Source organism: Actinopolyspora mzabensis (assembly GCF_900101095.1).
Classification (GTDB): Bacteria; Actinomycetota; Actinomycetes; order Mycobacteriales; family Pseudonocardiaceae; genus Actinopolyspora; species Actinopolyspora mzabensis.
This window is the reverse complement of the sequence record NZ_FNFM01000002.1, coordinates 156,354-171,527: the sequence shown is the minus strand read 5'-3', so window position 1 is coordinate 171,527 and position 15,174 is coordinate 156,354. Positions and strand designations below refer to the sequence as shown.

Sequence of the window (15,174 nt, the reverse complement as noted above, 5' to 3'; positions counted from 1 at the left end):
GAGGAGACGCGATGAACCTGCTCCTCGCGCTGATTCTGTTGCCGCTGCTCGGCGCGATCGTCGTGGCGCTGCTGCGCGGCAACGAACGCGCGGCCAAACCGGTAGCCCTGGGCTTCTCGCTGGTCGAACTTGTGCTCGCGGCGGTGGCCTGGCTGAGTTACCAGCCCGGTGGGGCCAGGCTGCAACTGAGCGGCTCCGTCGAGTGGATCCCGCAGTACGGCATAAGCCTCTCGTTCGGGCTGGACGGCATCGCGCTCGTCATGGTGGCGGTGATCGCGCTGCTGATGCCGGTGGTACTGGGATTCAGCTGGCAGGAACGGCTTCCCGCCGAGCGCAGCCGGGGCGGCTTCTTCGCGTTGCTGCTAGTCGAGCAGGCACTGACGGTGGCGGTGTTCGCCACCACCGACCTGTTCGTGTTCTACGTGCTGTTCGAGATCATGCTGATCCCGATGTACTTCCTGATCGGCGGCTACGGCGGCAGCAGGCGGCAGTACGCGGCCGTGAAGTTCTTCCTGTACTCCTTCCTCGGTGGACTGATCATGCTGGCCTCTGCCATCGGGGCCTACTCCTACGCGGCGAGCGCCACCGGGCGGGGAACCTTCGACTGGGCCACGTTGCGCGGAGTGCTCGCCGACGCACCGACCTCGGTGCAGGTGTGGATCTTCCTCGGTTTCTTCACCGCGTTCGCGATCAAGGCACCGCTGGTTCCGCTGCACACCTGGCTGCCCGACGCCACCGAACAGGCCCCCATCGGGGTGGCGGTGATCGTGGTGGGCGTGCTGGACAAGGTGGGCACTTTCGGATTCCTGCGCTACAGCCTGCCGCTGGCTCCCGAGGCGTCCCAACTGCTGGCACCGTTGGTGCTCACGCTGGGCGTGATCGGCGTGCTGTACGGCTCGCTGCAGGCGTTCGGACAGACCGACCTCAAACGGTTCATCGCCTACGTCTCGATCGCCCACTTCGGATTCATCGCGCTGGGGATCTTCGCGTTCACCTCGCAGGCGCAGGTGGGCGCGGCTTCCTACATGGTCAATCACAGCATCGCCACCGGGATGCTCGTGCTGGTGATCGGAATGATCATCGCCCGTGGCGGTTCCAGCAGGATCGCCGACTACGGCGGCATGGCCCGAGTCACCCCGGTGCTGGCCGGGATGCTGCTGATAGCCGGACTGAGCACGTTGTCGCTGCCGGGAACGAACTCGTTCATCAGCGAGTTCCTCGTGCTGATCGGTTCCTTCACCACCCGGCCGGTGTTCGCGATACTCGCCACCGTCGGGATGGTGCTGGCGGCTGTCTACGTCCTCCGCCTCTACCAGCGGGTGATGCAGGGGCCGCTCTCGGGGACCGCCCTGCTCGACTCGGTCGGCGGCCCGGGAGCCGCGACCGACCCGGAGGTCGCGGTGGACGGCGGCTCCGGCCCCGGGGCCAGTCGGCTCGCCCTCCGCGATCTGGACAGCAGAGAGATCGGCGTCCTGGCTCCGCTCGTGGTGCTGATCGTCCTGCTGGGGCTGTACCCGGCCCCGGTCCTGGACGTGATCACCCCCTCGGTGGAAGCAACTATGAGCGAGGTCGGCGTCACCGATCCCGTGACCTCTCAGGGAGGTAACTGACAGTGGGAGTGGTAGCGCGAACCGGTGCCCCGGACCGGCATTCCGAACTGCTGGCCCAGCAGACCACCGACATGCCGCCGATCGACTACGCCGCCATCGCGCCGGTGCTGATCGTGCTGGTGGCGGCGTGTCTCGGTGTGCTGATCGAGGCCTTCGTGCACCGGCGGCAGCGTTGGGCCGCGCAGGTGGTACTGAGCCTGCTGGCGGTGATCCTCGCTGGTGCGCAGGTGATCCGGCACGCGAGGGAGATCAACACCGGCGGGACCACCCTGTCGGACACGGTCGCCGTGGGACCGGCGACCCTCTTCCTGTGGGGAACGCTGCTGGCGTTGGCATTGGGGGCGATCCTGCTGATCGCCGATCGTTCGATCGAACCCGGCGGTGCGTTCGTCGCCGAGACCAACACCGCCGAGACGCCACGACAGCCCGCCGACGCGCCCGGCGCCGCCTCCGCGTCGGTGATGGACCGCGCCACCGCCTCGGTGGCCGGGATGCGCACCGAGGTTTTCCCGCTCACGCTGTTCTCCCTCGGCGGGATGATGGTGTTCTGCGCGGCCAACGATCTGCTGACGATGTTCGTCGCGCTCGAGGTGCTGAGCCTGCCGCTCTACCTGCTGTGCGGGCTGGCCAAGCGGCGCAGGCTGCTCTCGCAGGAAGCCGCGGTCAAGTACTTCCTGCTGGGCGCCTTCGCCTCCGCGTTCTTCCTGTACGGGCTGGCCCTGCTCTACGGCTACGCGGGCTCGGTGAAGTTCTCCGACATCGCCGACGCCACAGCGGGAAGCCTGCGTTCTGACACACTGCTGTTCGCGGGCCTCGGGCTGGTGATCATGGGGCTGCTGTTCAAGGGTTCGGTGGGGCCGTTCCACCTCTGGACCCCCGACGTCTACCACGGTGCCCCCACCGCGGTGACCGGCTTCATGGCGGCATGCACCAAGGTGGCCGCCTTCGGCGGGATGCTGCGCCTGCTGCACGTCGCCTTCAGCGCTTCCAGCTGGGAGTGGCACTGGGTGCTGTGGACCGTCGCGGTGCTGTCGATGCTCATCGGGGTGGTGTCCGGGCTGACGCAGCGGGACCTCAAGCGCATGATCGCTTACTCCTCGATCGCACATGCGGGATTTCTCATGGTCGGGGCGATCACGCTGACCGAACGCGGCCTGTCCGCCACGTTGTTCTACCTGTTCGCCTACGGGTTCACCACGCTGGCCGTGTTCGGCCTCATCGGCCTGGTCCGCACCTCGGAGGGTGAGGCAACTCACCTGTCGGACTGGGCGGGACTGGCCAAGCGCTCGCCGCTGCTGGCCACGGTGTTCACGTTCCTGCTGCTCGCGTTGGCCGGTATTCCCGCGACCAGCGGTTTCATGGGCAAGTTCGTGGTCTTCTCCGCCGCGTTCTCGGCAGGTATGGGCCCGCTGGTGGTCATAGGGCTGTTGGCCAGCGCGCTGGCCGCCTTCCTGTACCTGCGCGTGATCGTGCTGATGTTCTTCAACGATCCGGCACCCGACGGGCCCACCGTCAGCGTGCCCGGGGCTTTCACCACCGCGGCCATCACGCTCGGGGTGGTTGTCACGTTGCTGTTCGGGCTGGCACCGCAGCTGGCGCTGGACTGGGCGAGTGTCGGTGGCTTCGTGTCGTAAGGTGTCCCTCGCAGGGCATTTCCGGGGGAGACGAAGGCGACGGTGACGTGACCAGCCCAGTTGGTGAACCGACCGGCGGTGTGCCGTGGGAGACGGGCGCCGCGGTCGGTGGTTTCGACATTGCCGATCCGCAGCTCGCCGAATCGGTGCGGGCCGGGATGACGCGGGTGGAACGACTGCTGCACGAAGCGGTGCACAGCGATCTCGACTTCGCCACCCGCGCGTCCCTGCATCTCGTCGAGGCGGGTGGCAAGAGGTTCCGGCCGCTGTTCACGCTGCTGGCCGCCGAATTCGGGGAGCCGGAGCGGGAAGCGGTGACCAAGGCGGCCGTGATCCTCGAAATGGTCCACCTGGCCACGCTCTACCACGACGACGTGATGGACGAGGCCACCATGCGGCGCGGGGCGAGCAGCGCCAACGCCAGGTGGGACAACTCGGTGGCCATTCTCACCGGCGACTTCCTGTTCGCGCAGGCGTCCCAGTTGGCGGCCGATCTGGGCAGCGATGCGGTCCGCATGCTGGCTCGTACCTTTGAGTCCCTGGTGACCGGCCAGATGCGCGAGACCGTCGGTGTCGAGGGCGGCGAGGATCTCGTGGCGCACTACCTCGAGGTGATCGACGAGAAGACCGGCTCGCTGATCGCCACCTGCGGCAGGTTCGGTGCCCTGTTCTCGGGCGCGCCGCAGGAGCAGATCAATGTGCTGGAACGGGTGGGAAAGATCGTCGGCACCGCTTTCCAGATCTCGGACGACATCATCGACATCGCCTCCCCGCCGGACGAGTCCGGCAAGACGCCCGGTACCGATCTCCGCGAGGGAGTTCGTACACTGCCGATGCTCTACGAGTTGACCCTTTCCGACTCCGACGCACGGTTACGTGAGCTGCTCTCGGGATCACTGACGGCCGATGCCGAGGTGCAGGAGGCGTTGCGACGGCTGCGCGACTCGTCCGGGTTGGTGCGTGCTCGTCAAACCCTCGATACTTACGCTGAACAGGCGAGGGCCGAGCTCGCCCGACTGCCGGACTGTGCGGCACGGCAGGGGTTGTTCGCGCTGGTCGACTACGTCGTGGCCCGCACCCGATGAGGTGCCCCGGCGTTTCGTTCGCCACCGTGCCGGTTCCGGGCGTGGTCGTACTCGTCGACGGTTGACTTCGCGAGAGAAAGGACCGCAGCGGTGACGTGGCTGTTTACCCAGGTGTGGCTGTGGAGCCTGGCCGCGTTCGCGGCAGGCGTGGCGGCCACCTGGCTGCTGTTCGTGCGGCCCGCCCACCAGCGGCTGCGTGAGTTGCGGGACCACTCGTCCGCCGAAGGCGACATCCCGCTGTGGGACTCCGAATCGGTCCCGGACAGCGAGTTCCACCGTTATTCCGAGTTCGAGAGGGCCGCCGCGACGACCCGCGACACCGCGGTTCAGCCGGTTCCGGAGAACGGGACAGTGCGCGATCGTGTCCCGGAGTCCGATGGCGAAACCACCGCGCGCCACCCCGAGCCCCCGGACGCGAGCACCCCCTCCGACGCGGGCGCCGTCGAGCGGCCTACCGAGCACGTGCCCCGGCCGCTGGGAAACCAACGAGCGCGCTGGATGGAAGCCGCCTCCGAGGACTTCGGCGGGTCGGTCTTCGCGGCCGAGCCCGGGGTGGAAGGCGCGAGGACCTCCGAGCCGGACGAGTGGCAGCCCGTCCAGGAGACACCGCACGGTTCCGACACCACCTCCTTCGACGAGTCCGAACTGCGGCTGGAGCGGGAACGCGAGCTGCGCGAAGAACATCCGCGCAGGCAACCTCCCGAATCGGCCCCCGCACCGGGCGGCACCGGGTGGCCCGCCACACCCACCGCACCCGCCGAGGTTGGGACCGGTGCGGAATTCTCCGCTCCCGCTGGGGACCACACGTGGTTCTCGGCCGCTGAGTTCGACATGTACGACACCGACAACGTCGCCTCGGAGAGCGCCCCGGGGCGGTTCGGTGGTGGCGGTTCCGAGCGTCCCGGTTCGGGCTCGGAACCGGGCGAGCCCCACCGGGGAGCGGCAGCCGGTGGGCACTCCGGTGAGCCTTCCGAAGGGGAGCTCACCGGCAGGCTGCGTTCACTGTTCGAGCCGATGGTGACGCCCGGGATCGATCCCGACCGCAGCGGTGCGGAACTGCCGGACAGCTCGGCCTCGCCGGTGACCGACAGCGCGGGGGCGGCTCCGAATCCCGGGGAGACCACGGGTGGTACCGCACCTGCCGTGGGCGCTGATCCCGCCGGACCCACCGACTCCGCGTCGGGGAGTACCTCTGGCGTCGAGGAGACCCCGGAGGGACTTCCCAGAAGGGTCCCCGGCGCCAACGCTCGGCGCGGTGGCCCCGCCGCCAACGCCCACTCCGTGCTCAGCGGAAACGTTCTCGGTAACCCGGCCTCGGGAAGGCCTTCGGACGACACGGCCGGTGACTCCGACGCCGCCGCCGGGCACGAACCGCAGGAGTGGTACCCCGACGAGAGGTATCCGGAACAACCGAGACCGGACGAGAGCTACACGGTCAAGGGGCAGTTCGGGTCGCGGCAGTACCACACCGCCGAGTCGCCCTATTTCGATCGGGTGGTCGCCGAGGTGTGGTTCCGCGGCCCGGCGGATGCCGAGCAGGCCGGTTTCGTCGCCTGGGACGGCCGCTCCCGCTCCTGAATGGTCCGTGCGGTGTCTGAGTGGCCCGTGCGGTGTAGATTTCTCGCGAAATCGCCGCGCCGCTGGACGGGGGACGCGGTGTGTACGGCGGTCCGGCGTGGCTCCGTGCTCGTCGATTTCTCGCGAAATCGCCGAGCCCCTGTGCCGTCGCGAAGTTGCACTCCAGCCACCCCCGCAGGCCACGCTCCGACCGCCCTCGCAGTCGGCACCCTCGGGACGTGACCCATGCGGATAAGCAGCGTGGGGAACCCCGGTGCGTGAGTCGGATGCATTGCAAGGCCGGGCCGCTCGCCGCGTAGGTCGCTACTCAAGAGCCGGCCCAACACTCCCAAGGCGCCGACTCACGTGACGGCTACCCGACCAGGCACGCAAGTCTCGACACTGCCCTCATCATGCCTGGGGTGGTCTGTCCAGTAACCGGGACAGCACGACGGTGGAAACGGTCCGGTTGATGAACTCGACCGCACGCAGCCGTTCCAGCGCGGTCTCGAGGTGATGGATGTCGGCCGCGCGGAGGTGCACGATCGCGTCCGCCTCTCCGGAGACGGTGTAGGCGCGAACCACCTCCGGCAGCGGTTCCAGGCCCGCGAGCAGCCGGTCGGTGGGCACGTTGCCGTGGCAGTGCACTTCCACGAAGGCCTCGGTTCCCCAGCCGAGCGCTTCCGGGTCCACCACGGCGGTGAAGCCCTGCAGCACGCCGTTGTCCAGCAGTTTGTCCACACGTCGTTTCACAGCGGGCGCGGAGAGTCCCACCACCTCGCCGATCTCCGCGTAACTGGCCCTGGCATCGGTGACCAGTTGCGAAACGATTCGTTGATCCAGGGGGTCCATGTGCAACATTCTGCCGTATTCGCCGCAATGAAGGTGCATTGAATGCTGCAAAAGCGGGGATTAGATTACGTAATATGTCGGTGACCACTGTCGCAGCGCCCGATCCCGTGCAACGTCCTGCCACGGCCGAGAACGTGCCGACGAGGCGTCACTACGTGATGTGCCCTCCGAAGCACTTCACGGTGGAGTACTCCATCAACCCGTGGATGGACCCGGACGATCCCGTGGACACCGAACTGGCGATGTCGCAGTGGCGGGAGCTCGCGGACATCTACCGTCGGCTCGGTCACACCGTCGACACGGTGCCGCCGCAGCCGGGACTACCCGACATGGTCTTCGCGGCGAACTCCGCCACGGTGATCGGTGGCCGAGTGCTCGGTGCCCGGTTCAGGTCACCCGAACGCGCTCCCGAGGCAGAGCACTTCCGGCGGTGGTTCTCCACGAGCGGCTACCGTGACCTGGTGATGCCCTCCCGGATCAACGAGGCCGAGGGGGACTTCGCCTGGACCGGGCAGCTGCTGCTGGCGGGCAGTGGTTTCCGGACCGATCCGCAGGCCCACGCCGAGGCCCAGGAGGTGCTCGGTGTCCCGGTCGTGTCGCTGCGGCTCACCGACCCCCGCTACTACCACCTGGACACCGCCCTGTTCGTCCTCCGCAAGGGCGATCGACCCCAGGTCGCCTACTATCCCGAGGCCTTCTCCGAGGGATCGCGGCAGGTACTGCGCAGGCTCTTCCCCGACGCGGTGATCGCGGACTCCGCCGACGCGGAGTGCCTCGGGCTGAACGGGGTCTCCGACGGCAGGAACGTCGTGCTGCCCAGCGAGGCCACCGGCCTCGCCGAACGACTGCGCGCACACGGCTACGAGCCGTTGCTCACCGACATCTCGGAGCTGCGCAAGTCCGGTGGGGGCCCCAAGTGCTGCACCATGGAACTGCACGAGTAGCGACCGCGGTGGCGGCCGGTCCGTCCTTCGGCGCCGCGTGATGCCCGCACCGGCCCGCCGCCGATCCTCCGGGGTGCCGGAGCGGGCGTCGGCTTCCCGGCGCCGGAGACGCGAGCCCGACCCTGTGCGGAACGGCGACCGGGCGGGCACGCGGGCTCCGTCACGACCTCTCGGGTCACTCCTCCAGCACCGCTTGCACGTCCAGCTCGATCCGGACCGTCGGGCCGACCACGCCGATTCCCTTGCTCAACAGCTGTTGCCAGTTGACCGCGTAGTCCTCCCGGCGCAGTTCCGTGGTGGAGTGGCACGCCGTTCGGGTGCCGTTCCAGGAGCGCGTTCCCAGGTAGGTGGTGTCCAGCTGCACGGGGCTGCTCCTGCCGCGCAGCGTCAGCTGGCCACCGACCGCCCAGCGGTCACCGCGCAGCTGGGTCAACCTGTCGCTGCGGAAGTACAGCTTCGGATGGTTCGCCACGTCCAGAAAGTCCGCGGAACGCAGGTGGTCGTCCCGCATGCGTACTCCGGTGTCGATGCTGGCGGCGTCGATGGCGACCTCGACCACGGACTTCTCGAACGGTTCCCGGACGGTGACGCGTCCCTCCAGCTCGCGGAAGGCTCCGTGAATCTTCGACATGCCGATGTGCTGTGCGATGAACCGGATCTCGGTGTGGTCCGGATCGAACGTCCAGACACCCGGTTCGGGGAGCGAACTCTCCGGATCCCGCTCCAGCCGCACCGAGCCGATGGCGGTGTGCCGGTTGGTGCGAACCTCGGCCCTGGTGCCCGTGCGCTGGTAGCCACCACCGGTGATCGAGACCTTGTGGGTGCCCGGCTGCACCGTGGCGAGGAAGAACCCGTACCCGTCGGTGGTTCCGCTGGCCACCTGCTGATTCAGTCGGTTCACCACCGTCACGGTGGCCTCCGGGAGCGGGCGGTCGGCTTCGTCGTGTACCTGACAGCTCAGCGTCCCGCCGTCCAGCGGGGTGGGAGGCAGCGCGTTGCTGGCGCCTTCCCGGGCGGGTTTGCGCGCGGCACCACGGCCGAGCAGTTTCGACAAGACCAATCCGAATCCTCTCCGCCGCCTCCCGGATGCCGGTGGCGGCAGTACGCCCCTGAACCCGTCCTCCGGTCGCGGGACCGGAGGAGCGGCCTTATCCCGACCGATGTCTCATGCGGCGGGGGAGTGCGGCGGAGAGCTCCGCCGCGTAGCCACCACAGCAGCCGGTGCGACAACGTTCCGCCGCCGGGCGGCCTCGCGTCTCGGCACGGGCCGAGCGCGTGAGTCGGTTACAAGTGTTCCTCAGTTTAGTTTCTTCGCGAGAGAAAGTTGATCGGTGGGGCCATGAGCTCGATCTCCGACGAAGCTGTGACGTGTTCGGCGTGGGGTGTTAAGGAACTGGCGCTCCTCGCGCGACGTTGTCCGAGTGAGTTCTTCACGGGGCGCCCGGTCGGCGTGAATCGCCGCTCACCGTGCGTGCTTCCCGGTCACCGCCGAAGGTGACCGGCCCCGGAAACTGGTCCGGAAACCGGGCGGAGGCGGGAGTACCTTGCACAGGCATTGGAACGGAGTAAAAACGGCGCTCTTGCTCGGTGCCATGAGCGCACTCCTCGTGTTGATCGGGTCGCTGTTCGGGCGGTCCGGCATGGTCGTGGCGCTGTTGATCGCGCTCGGAATGAACGGCTACGCGTACTTCAACTCGGCCAACCTCGCGCTGCGGTCGATGCGGGCACGACCGGTTTCCGAAGCGGAGCAGCCCGCGATGTATCGCATCGTGCGTGAACTCGCCACTTCCGCGAAGCAGCCGATGCCCGCGCTCTACATCAGTCCCACCGTGGCGCCCAACGCGTTCGCGACGGGGCGCAACCCCCGTAACGCCGCCGTTTGCGCCACCGCCGGGATCCTGGAACTGCTCGACGAGCGGGAACTGCGCGCGGTGCTGGGTCACGAGCTCTCCCACGTCTACAACCGCGACATACTGATATCCAGCGTCGCGGGTGCGCTGGCCAGTGCGGTCACCTTCATCGCGAACTTCGGGATGATCTTCGCCAGCTTCGGCGGGGACGACGAGGAACGCCCCAACCTGATCGCGTTGTTGCTGGTGTCACTGCTCGGGCCGGTGGCGGCCGCCGTGGTCCAGATGGCCGTGAGCCGCTCCCGCGAATACCAGGCGGACTCATCCGGGGCCGATCTGACGGGGGATCCGCTTGCTCTGGCATCGGCGCTGCGCAAACTCGAGCGGGGGACCAAGCAGGCCCCGCTGGCGGCCGAACCCAAGCTGGTCAGCGAGTCCCACCTGATGATCGCCAACCCGTTCCGCTCCGGGGAGCGGATGACGCGGCTGTTCTCGACACACCCGCCCATCGACGACCGGGTTCGGCGGCTGGAGGGTCTGGCAGGACGCAAGCTACCCACCCACTATTAAGAGGGAGCATCAACACTCACTTGCGTGGTCGGGTAGCCGTCACGTGAGTCGGCGCCTTGCTGTGTTGGGCCGGCTCTTGAGTAGCGACCTACGCGGCGAGCGGCCCGGCCTTGCAATGCATCCGACTCACGCACCGGGGATACGTGCGCTGCGTGGCACCGAGGACGGATTCCGCGGCCCGGTGTGTAGTTTGTCTCGGCGGAACCTCTCGTACGGCTCTCGCTGCGGGTGCCCCGACATCGGGTAGGTACTACACAACGTCGGGGCCGTCCTCGCGAGAGCCGCACGGGAGAACCCGCGGGTGGTCGGGCTGCTCTGGTGGTGGTTTCGGCGCTGGGAGCACCAAAGAGGACGCGAGGCGACGTCGGGCCGGCTCTTGAGTAGCGACCTACGCGGCGAGCGGCCCGGCCTTGCAATGCATCCGACTCAAGCACCGGGGACACCCGCGCTGCTCAGCCGCATGGTGCAGTCCCGACCGCGGTCCCGCGTGGGCGACGATTTCGCGAGAAATTGACGCCCACGGGGCCACCACGCCGCACTGGCGGGGCGATTTCGCGAGAAATCGCTACAACCGGGGCGGAGCCGACTCACTCGGCTCCGGCGTTCAACTTCCGTCCGGCAATCGCCTCGGCGATCTCCATGACGTACTGGCCGTAACCGGACTTGGACAGCCGCCACCCCAACTCGTGACACTCCTCGGGCGTGATGTACCCCATGCGCAGCGCGATCTCCTCCAGGCAGGCGATGCGCACTCCCTGGCGGTGTTCCAGCACCTGCACGAACTGCCCCGCTTCCAGCAGCGACTCGTGCGTGCCCGTGTCCAGCCAGGCGTAACCGCGATTCAGCTCGATCAGGTGCGCACGACCCCGCTCGAGGTACGTCGTGTTGATGTCGGTGATCTCCAGCTCGCCCCGGCTGGACGGGCGCAGCGTACGGGCTATCTCGACCACCTCGTTGTCGTAGAGGTAGAGGCCGGTGATCGCCTTGTTGGAGCGGGGGACGGCGGGTTTCTCCTCCAGCGAGACAAGTCTGCCCGCACCGTCGGTCTCGCCCACGCCGTAGCGTTGCGGATTGCGCACCGAGTAGCCGAACAGTGTGCAGCCCTGCAGCTCGGTGGTGCTGCGCTGCAGCAGTTTCGAGAATCCCTGACCGTAGAAGATGTTGTCGCCCAGTACGAGCGCCACCGAGTCGTCGTCGATGAAGTCGGCGCCGATCAGGAACGCCTCGGCCAGCCCGTTGGGCTCGGTCTGGGTCGCGTACTCGATGCGCAGCCCGAGGCTGCTGCCGTCGCCGAACAGGCGGCGGAACAGTGGAAGGTCCTCGGGAGTGGAGATCAGCAGGATGTCGCGGATCCCGGCCAGCATCAGCACCGAGAGCGGGTAGTACACCATCGGCTTGTCGTAGACCGGGAGAAGCTGCTTGGACACCACCTGGGTGACCGGGTGCAGCCGCGTGCCGTTGCCCCCGGCCAACACGATTCCCTTCAACGAGCTCTCCCGTCGACGGTTAAGAGTGCTTTGCGTGCGGCGCGATCACCCCGCGAGCGGGCCCGTCCCCGCACCCGCTCAACGGTAGTTCTCGAACTGCAACGCCACGTCGAAATCACTGCTTTTCAGTAGCGAGATCACGGACTGCAGATCGTCCTTCTTCTTGCCCGAGATCCGCAACTGGTCGCCCTGGATCTGCGCCTGCACTCCCTTGGGTGCCTCGTCGCGGATCTTCTTGGAGATCTTCTTGGCCGTTTCCTGCGCGATCCCCTGCTTGAGGGTGCCGGAGACCCGGTGGACCTTGCCCGATCTGACCGGTTCGCCCAGTTCGACCGCCTTCAGTGAGACGCCCCGCTTGACCAGTTTCTCCTTGAAGACCTCGACCGCGGCCTTGCATCGCTCCTCGGTCTCGGACTCCAGGGTCACGGCCTCCTCGCCGGACCAACTGATCTTCGTGTCGGTTCCCCTGAAGTCGAACCGGTTCGCGAGTTCCTTGGCAGCCTGGTTGAGTGCGTTGTCCACCTCCTGCCGGTCGACCTTGCTCACTACGTCGAACGACGGGTCCGCCATGTCGGAAACTCCTCACGTGGGCTGTTGTGGTGAGCGAATACGCTACCCGGACCCCCTTACGTGAGTGCGGGTGCCGGTATGTATGATTTTGGTACAAGCCAACAGCGGATGGCTGATTAGCCGGGTTGCCCGAGCGGCCAAAGGGAGCTGACTGTAAATCAGCCGCGCAAGCTTCAGAGGTTCGAATCCTCTACCCGGCACAACTGGGAACACCGCCCCCTGACCTGCACAGACAGGGCAGGGGGCGGTTTTTCGTGTACCCGGTGGTACCCGAAACTCCCCGAGCCCTCCCGGCTCTCGCCGGCCGATGGCTGACCACGGCCTCAGCCCGAGGATCGGTCTATGCGGGCTCCCCCGAGGCTCATGCTCCCCGTCGTCGGAGGCGGGAAGTTCCCTGATCACGGGATGAGTAGGGTTTTTCCGATCACGGTGCGGGCGGTGATGTCGGAATGGGCTCGCGCCGCAGCTTCGAGGGGGTAGGTCTGCCCGATGGTGGGTCGCAGACTCTTCGTTGATCCCAGGGCAAGGGCTTCCTCGACGAGGTCGTGGAGGCTGCCGGGGGTACCGCCGATCGCGTCCAGGCCGATGTGGGTGATCCCGCGCGAGGTGGCCTGCTCGTCGGGGCTTGCCCAGGTGCCGCTGGCGGCTCCGTGCGCGACGTATCGTCCGCCTCGTCGTACCAGCGGGTGAAGGGCGTCGGTGGTGGTGCCACCGACGCCGTCGAACACGACATCAACTCCGGAGGGTGCAGCCTCCCGCAGTGCCGAGGCCCATTCGGGGGCGCGGTAATTCACCCCGGTGTCGGCGCCAAGAGCCCGCGCGTGCTCCACCTTCGAGTCGGAGCCTGCGAGTGCGATCACGCGGGCGCCTGCGGTGGCGGCGAGCTGGACGAGAAGACCGCCGACTCCCCCAGCGGCAGCGGTGACCACCACGACGTCCCCGTCTTCGATTTTCGCTGCGGCGTTGAGCCCTACGGCGGTGCGCCCCTCGGCGAGCAAGGTGACCGCTTCCCGTGCTCCCAGGGGGTCGGGAACCCGGTGGAGGTCGGGCACTCGGGCCACAGCCTGGTCGGCGTAACCCCCGGTGCCGCCGGTGGAGGTCACGACCAGGGTGTTCTTCCACGCGGGGTCGACGTCCTCTCCCAGCGCATCGACGTACCCACCGACACCGTTGCCCAGTACGGCCGGGAACTCGATCCGGGGACCGATCGAGCTTCCGGAGCGTATCTGGGTGTCGATGAAGGTGATCGCGGCGACCTCTACGGCGATTCGGACCTGTCCGGCTCCGGGGACGGGGTCGGGCAGCGTGGTCGGTCGGAGCACCTCGGGGCCCCCGGGTTGGTCGACGACGATGGCGCGCACGTGTCAAGTCCTTTCGTGGGGTGCGAATGATGGTCGGAGCCCGCTGGACGGGCAGGAAGGCGGGCAGCGGAGATGAGAGTCGCCGTCGCGAAGGTGGCGGCCCACCAGAACGTGTGCGAGAACCCCGCAGCGGTATCGCTGTCGGCGAGGCTCGAATTGGCGAGGTTCAGTTGCAGAATGATCGCCATCACGGTGGTTCCGAGAGCCGCGCCGAGTCGTTGCACGACGTTCAGCAGGCTGGTGGCGTGCGGGACGGAGGTTGGAGGGACGTCGCGGTAGGCAGCGCTTGAGACGGCGACGCCGGTAGCGCCGAAACCGGCTCCGAGCAGCAGTAGGCATAGGGAGAGCGTGGGCGTGGCGGCGGAGGCGCCGGTCATCGCGAGCCCCGTCGTGCCGGCTATGGACATGAGGGTTCCGAGGACGCCGAGGAGGCGCGGGCCAAGCCGGTGGCTCCACCGTCCGGCGAGCCCCAGCGCGGCCATGGTGCCCAGGCCCTGCGGTGCGAGCAGTAGTCCGACATCGCCCACCTCGACCTCGTGGACCCGCTGATAGAACAGCGGTAACAGGATCAGGCTGCCGTAGAGCGAGAAGCCGAACTGCAGCATCATCAAGGTCGCGACACCGAAGGTCCGTTGCCGGAGCAGTCCGACGTGGAGCAGGGCTTGGTGTCCGAGGCGACGGGCGTGGAGCCAGAATGCGCCCACGAGGGCGACTCCCAAGCCGAGCATCAGCGGTGCCGGTGCGGGGGCCATCGTCTGCTCGGTGCTCGCCGTGCACCCCCACAGGATGGCCACGGTGGCCGGGAGCAGGAGCAGCAGCCCGCCGCGGTCCAGCCGGGCCGGTGTGCGCGGCTCGTCGTCGGCGAGGTGGCGGTGGGCGACGACGAGAGCCAGCAGGCATATCGGGATGTTGCTGAGGAAGATCCACCGCCACCCCGCGGTTGCCAGTAGCAGCCCCCCGAGGACCGGCCCGAGGATCGGCGCCAGTTGGCCGGGGATTCCGACGTAGCCCATGACGCGGCCAACCCGGTGGGGACCTGCCGCACGGGCGAGGATCGCCTGTACGAGCGGCAGAATCAGGCCTCCACCGAGCCCCTGCACGATCCGGAACGCGATGAGCGTCCCGATCGACCATGCCACCGAACACAGCACCGAGCCCACTAGGAAGACCCCCACCGCGCCCAGCCAGACCCGTCGGCACCCCCATCGGTCGGTCAACCAGCCCATCGTCGTGATCACCGCGACCATCGCCAGCACGTAACCGGTGGTGACCCATTGGGTCGTGGCTACCGAGGTGTCGAAGTCCTGGGAGAGACCGTCGATGGCGACGCCGATGATGGTGGTGTCCAGCAGCGCCACACTCGCGCCCACGAGGAGCACGCCCATGATCCGCCGCAGTTGCGGATCGATCCCCTCCGAGTTCGGAGGGCCGGGCGCGAGCCGGAATGTTGGCATACCAACGATCGTAGCTAATTGCTGGCGTGCCAACAAACCCAATAGGCTGTCCCAGTGGTGCACTCCTCCCAGCAGCGGTCCGCCCCGGAAGCCGAACCTCGACGGCACGTCGGTACCAGCATCGACGGCGCGCCCGTTGGTTCATTGCTCCTTCAAGTCACCCGCGCGCACGCCCGGGTAGGCACCGCGCTGCTGCAGGA

General features: G+C 67.7%; 12 protein-coding genes and 1 tRNA gene. 7 read left to right on the top strand and 6 right to left on the bottom strand.

From position 1 onward, the window contains the following. The first annotated feature begins 11 nt into the window (after positions 1-11). From BLR41_RS03290 to BLR41_RS03275, 4 genes are all read left to right on the top strand, one after another. Positions 12-1,610 (top strand): NADH-quinone oxidoreductase subunit M, encoded by a 1,599-nt coding sequence (locus tag BLR41_RS03290; protein WP_092626355.1) that lies wholly within the window; start codon positions 12-14, stop codon positions 1,608-1,610. Positions 1,611-1,681: 71 nt separating this feature from the next. Continuing rightward, positions 1,682-3,244 carry an NADH-quinone oxidoreductase subunit NuoN gene (nuoN, locus tag BLR41_RS03285; RefSeq protein ID WP_092626797.1) on the top strand — a complete coding sequence of 521 codons (1,563 nt, stop codon included), beginning with the start codon at positions 1,682-1,684 and terminating at the stop codon, positions 3,242-3,244. Between the two features lie 158 nt (positions 3,245-3,402). Then, positions 3,403-4,329, top strand: coding sequence for a polyprenyl synthetase family protein (locus BLR41_RS03280; protein WP_092626796.1), 927 nt, complete (start codon positions 3,403-3,405; stop codon positions 4,327-4,329). Between the two features lie 90 nt (positions 4,330-4,419). Further along, positions 4,420-5,907, top strand: coding sequence for a sunset domain-containing protein (locus BLR41_RS03275; protein ID WP_092626353.1), 1,488 nt, complete (start codon positions 4,420-4,422; stop codon positions 5,905-5,907). A 390-nt stretch (positions 5,908-6,297) separates the two neighbouring features. On the opposite strand, the gene BLR41_RS03270 is transcribed toward BLR41_RS03275, so the two are convergent. Then, a complete protein-coding gene (locus tag BLR41_RS03270) occupies positions 6,298-6,738 on the bottom strand; it encodes an Lrp/AsnC family transcriptional regulator (protein WP_176797795.1) in 441 nt (146 codons plus the stop codon). A gap of 74 nt (positions 6,739-6,812) precedes the next feature. Between BLR41_RS03270 and ddaH the strand changes: the two genes are divergently transcribed. After that, positions 6,813-7,682, top strand: coding sequence for a dimethylargininase (gene ddaH / locus BLR41_RS03265; RefSeq protein ID WP_092626349.1), 870 nt, complete (start codon positions 6,813-6,815; stop codon positions 7,680-7,682). A 175-nt stretch (positions 7,683-7,857) separates the two neighbouring features. Here the strand turns inward: ddaH and BLR41_RS03260 are convergent, their stop codons facing one another. Next, positions 7,858-8,742 carry a YceI family protein gene (locus BLR41_RS03260; protein WP_092626347.1) on the bottom strand — a complete coding sequence of 295 codons (885 nt, stop codon included), beginning with the start codon at positions 8,740-8,742 and terminating at the stop codon, positions 7,858-7,860. 484 nt (positions 8,743-9,226) lie between these two features. Here BLR41_RS03260 and htpX point away from each other — a divergent pair, with 484 nt between their 5' ends. After that, positions 9,227-10,102 (top strand): zinc metalloprotease HtpX, encoded by an 876-nt coding sequence (gene htpX / locus BLR41_RS03255; protein WP_092626345.1) that lies wholly within the window; start codon positions 9,227-9,229, stop codon positions 10,100-10,102. A 587-nt stretch (positions 10,103-10,689) separates the two neighbouring features. Here the strand turns inward: htpX and rfbA are convergent. After that, positions 10,690-11,589, bottom strand: a complete 900-nt coding sequence (gene rfbA / locus BLR41_RS03250; RefSeq protein WP_092626343.1) for a glucose-1-phosphate thymidylyltransferase RfbA — start codon at positions 11,587-11,589, stop codon at positions 10,690-10,692. Positions 11,590-11,667: 78 nt separating this feature from the next. Then, positions 11,668-12,159: a YajQ family cyclic di-GMP-binding protein gene (locus BLR41_RS03245; RefSeq protein WP_092626341.1), complete on the bottom strand. Its 492-nt coding sequence runs from the start codon at positions 12,157-12,159 to the stop codon at positions 11,668-11,670. A 119-nt stretch (positions 12,160-12,278) separates the two neighbouring features. Here BLR41_RS03245 and BLR41_RS03240 point away from each other — a divergent pair. Continuing rightward, positions 12,279-12,359, top strand: a tRNA-Tyr gene (locus BLR41_RS03240). Positions 12,360-12,557: 198 nt separating this feature from the next. Here the strand turns inward: BLR41_RS03240 and BLR41_RS03235 are convergent. Then, positions 12,558-13,520 (bottom strand): zinc-binding dehydrogenase, encoded by a 963-nt coding sequence (locus BLR41_RS03235; RefSeq protein ID WP_092626339.1) that lies wholly within the window; start codon positions 13,518-13,520, stop codon positions 12,558-12,560. After that, positions 13,418-14,974, bottom strand: a complete 1,557-nt coding sequence (locus BLR41_RS03230) for a DHA2 family efflux MFS transporter permease subunit (RefSeq protein WP_092626337.1) — start codon at positions 14,972-14,974, stop codon at positions 13,418-13,420. Before BLR41_RS03230 ends, BLR41_RS03235 begins: the two co-directional genes overlap by 103 nt. Positions 14,975-15,174: the final 200 nt, after the last annotated feature.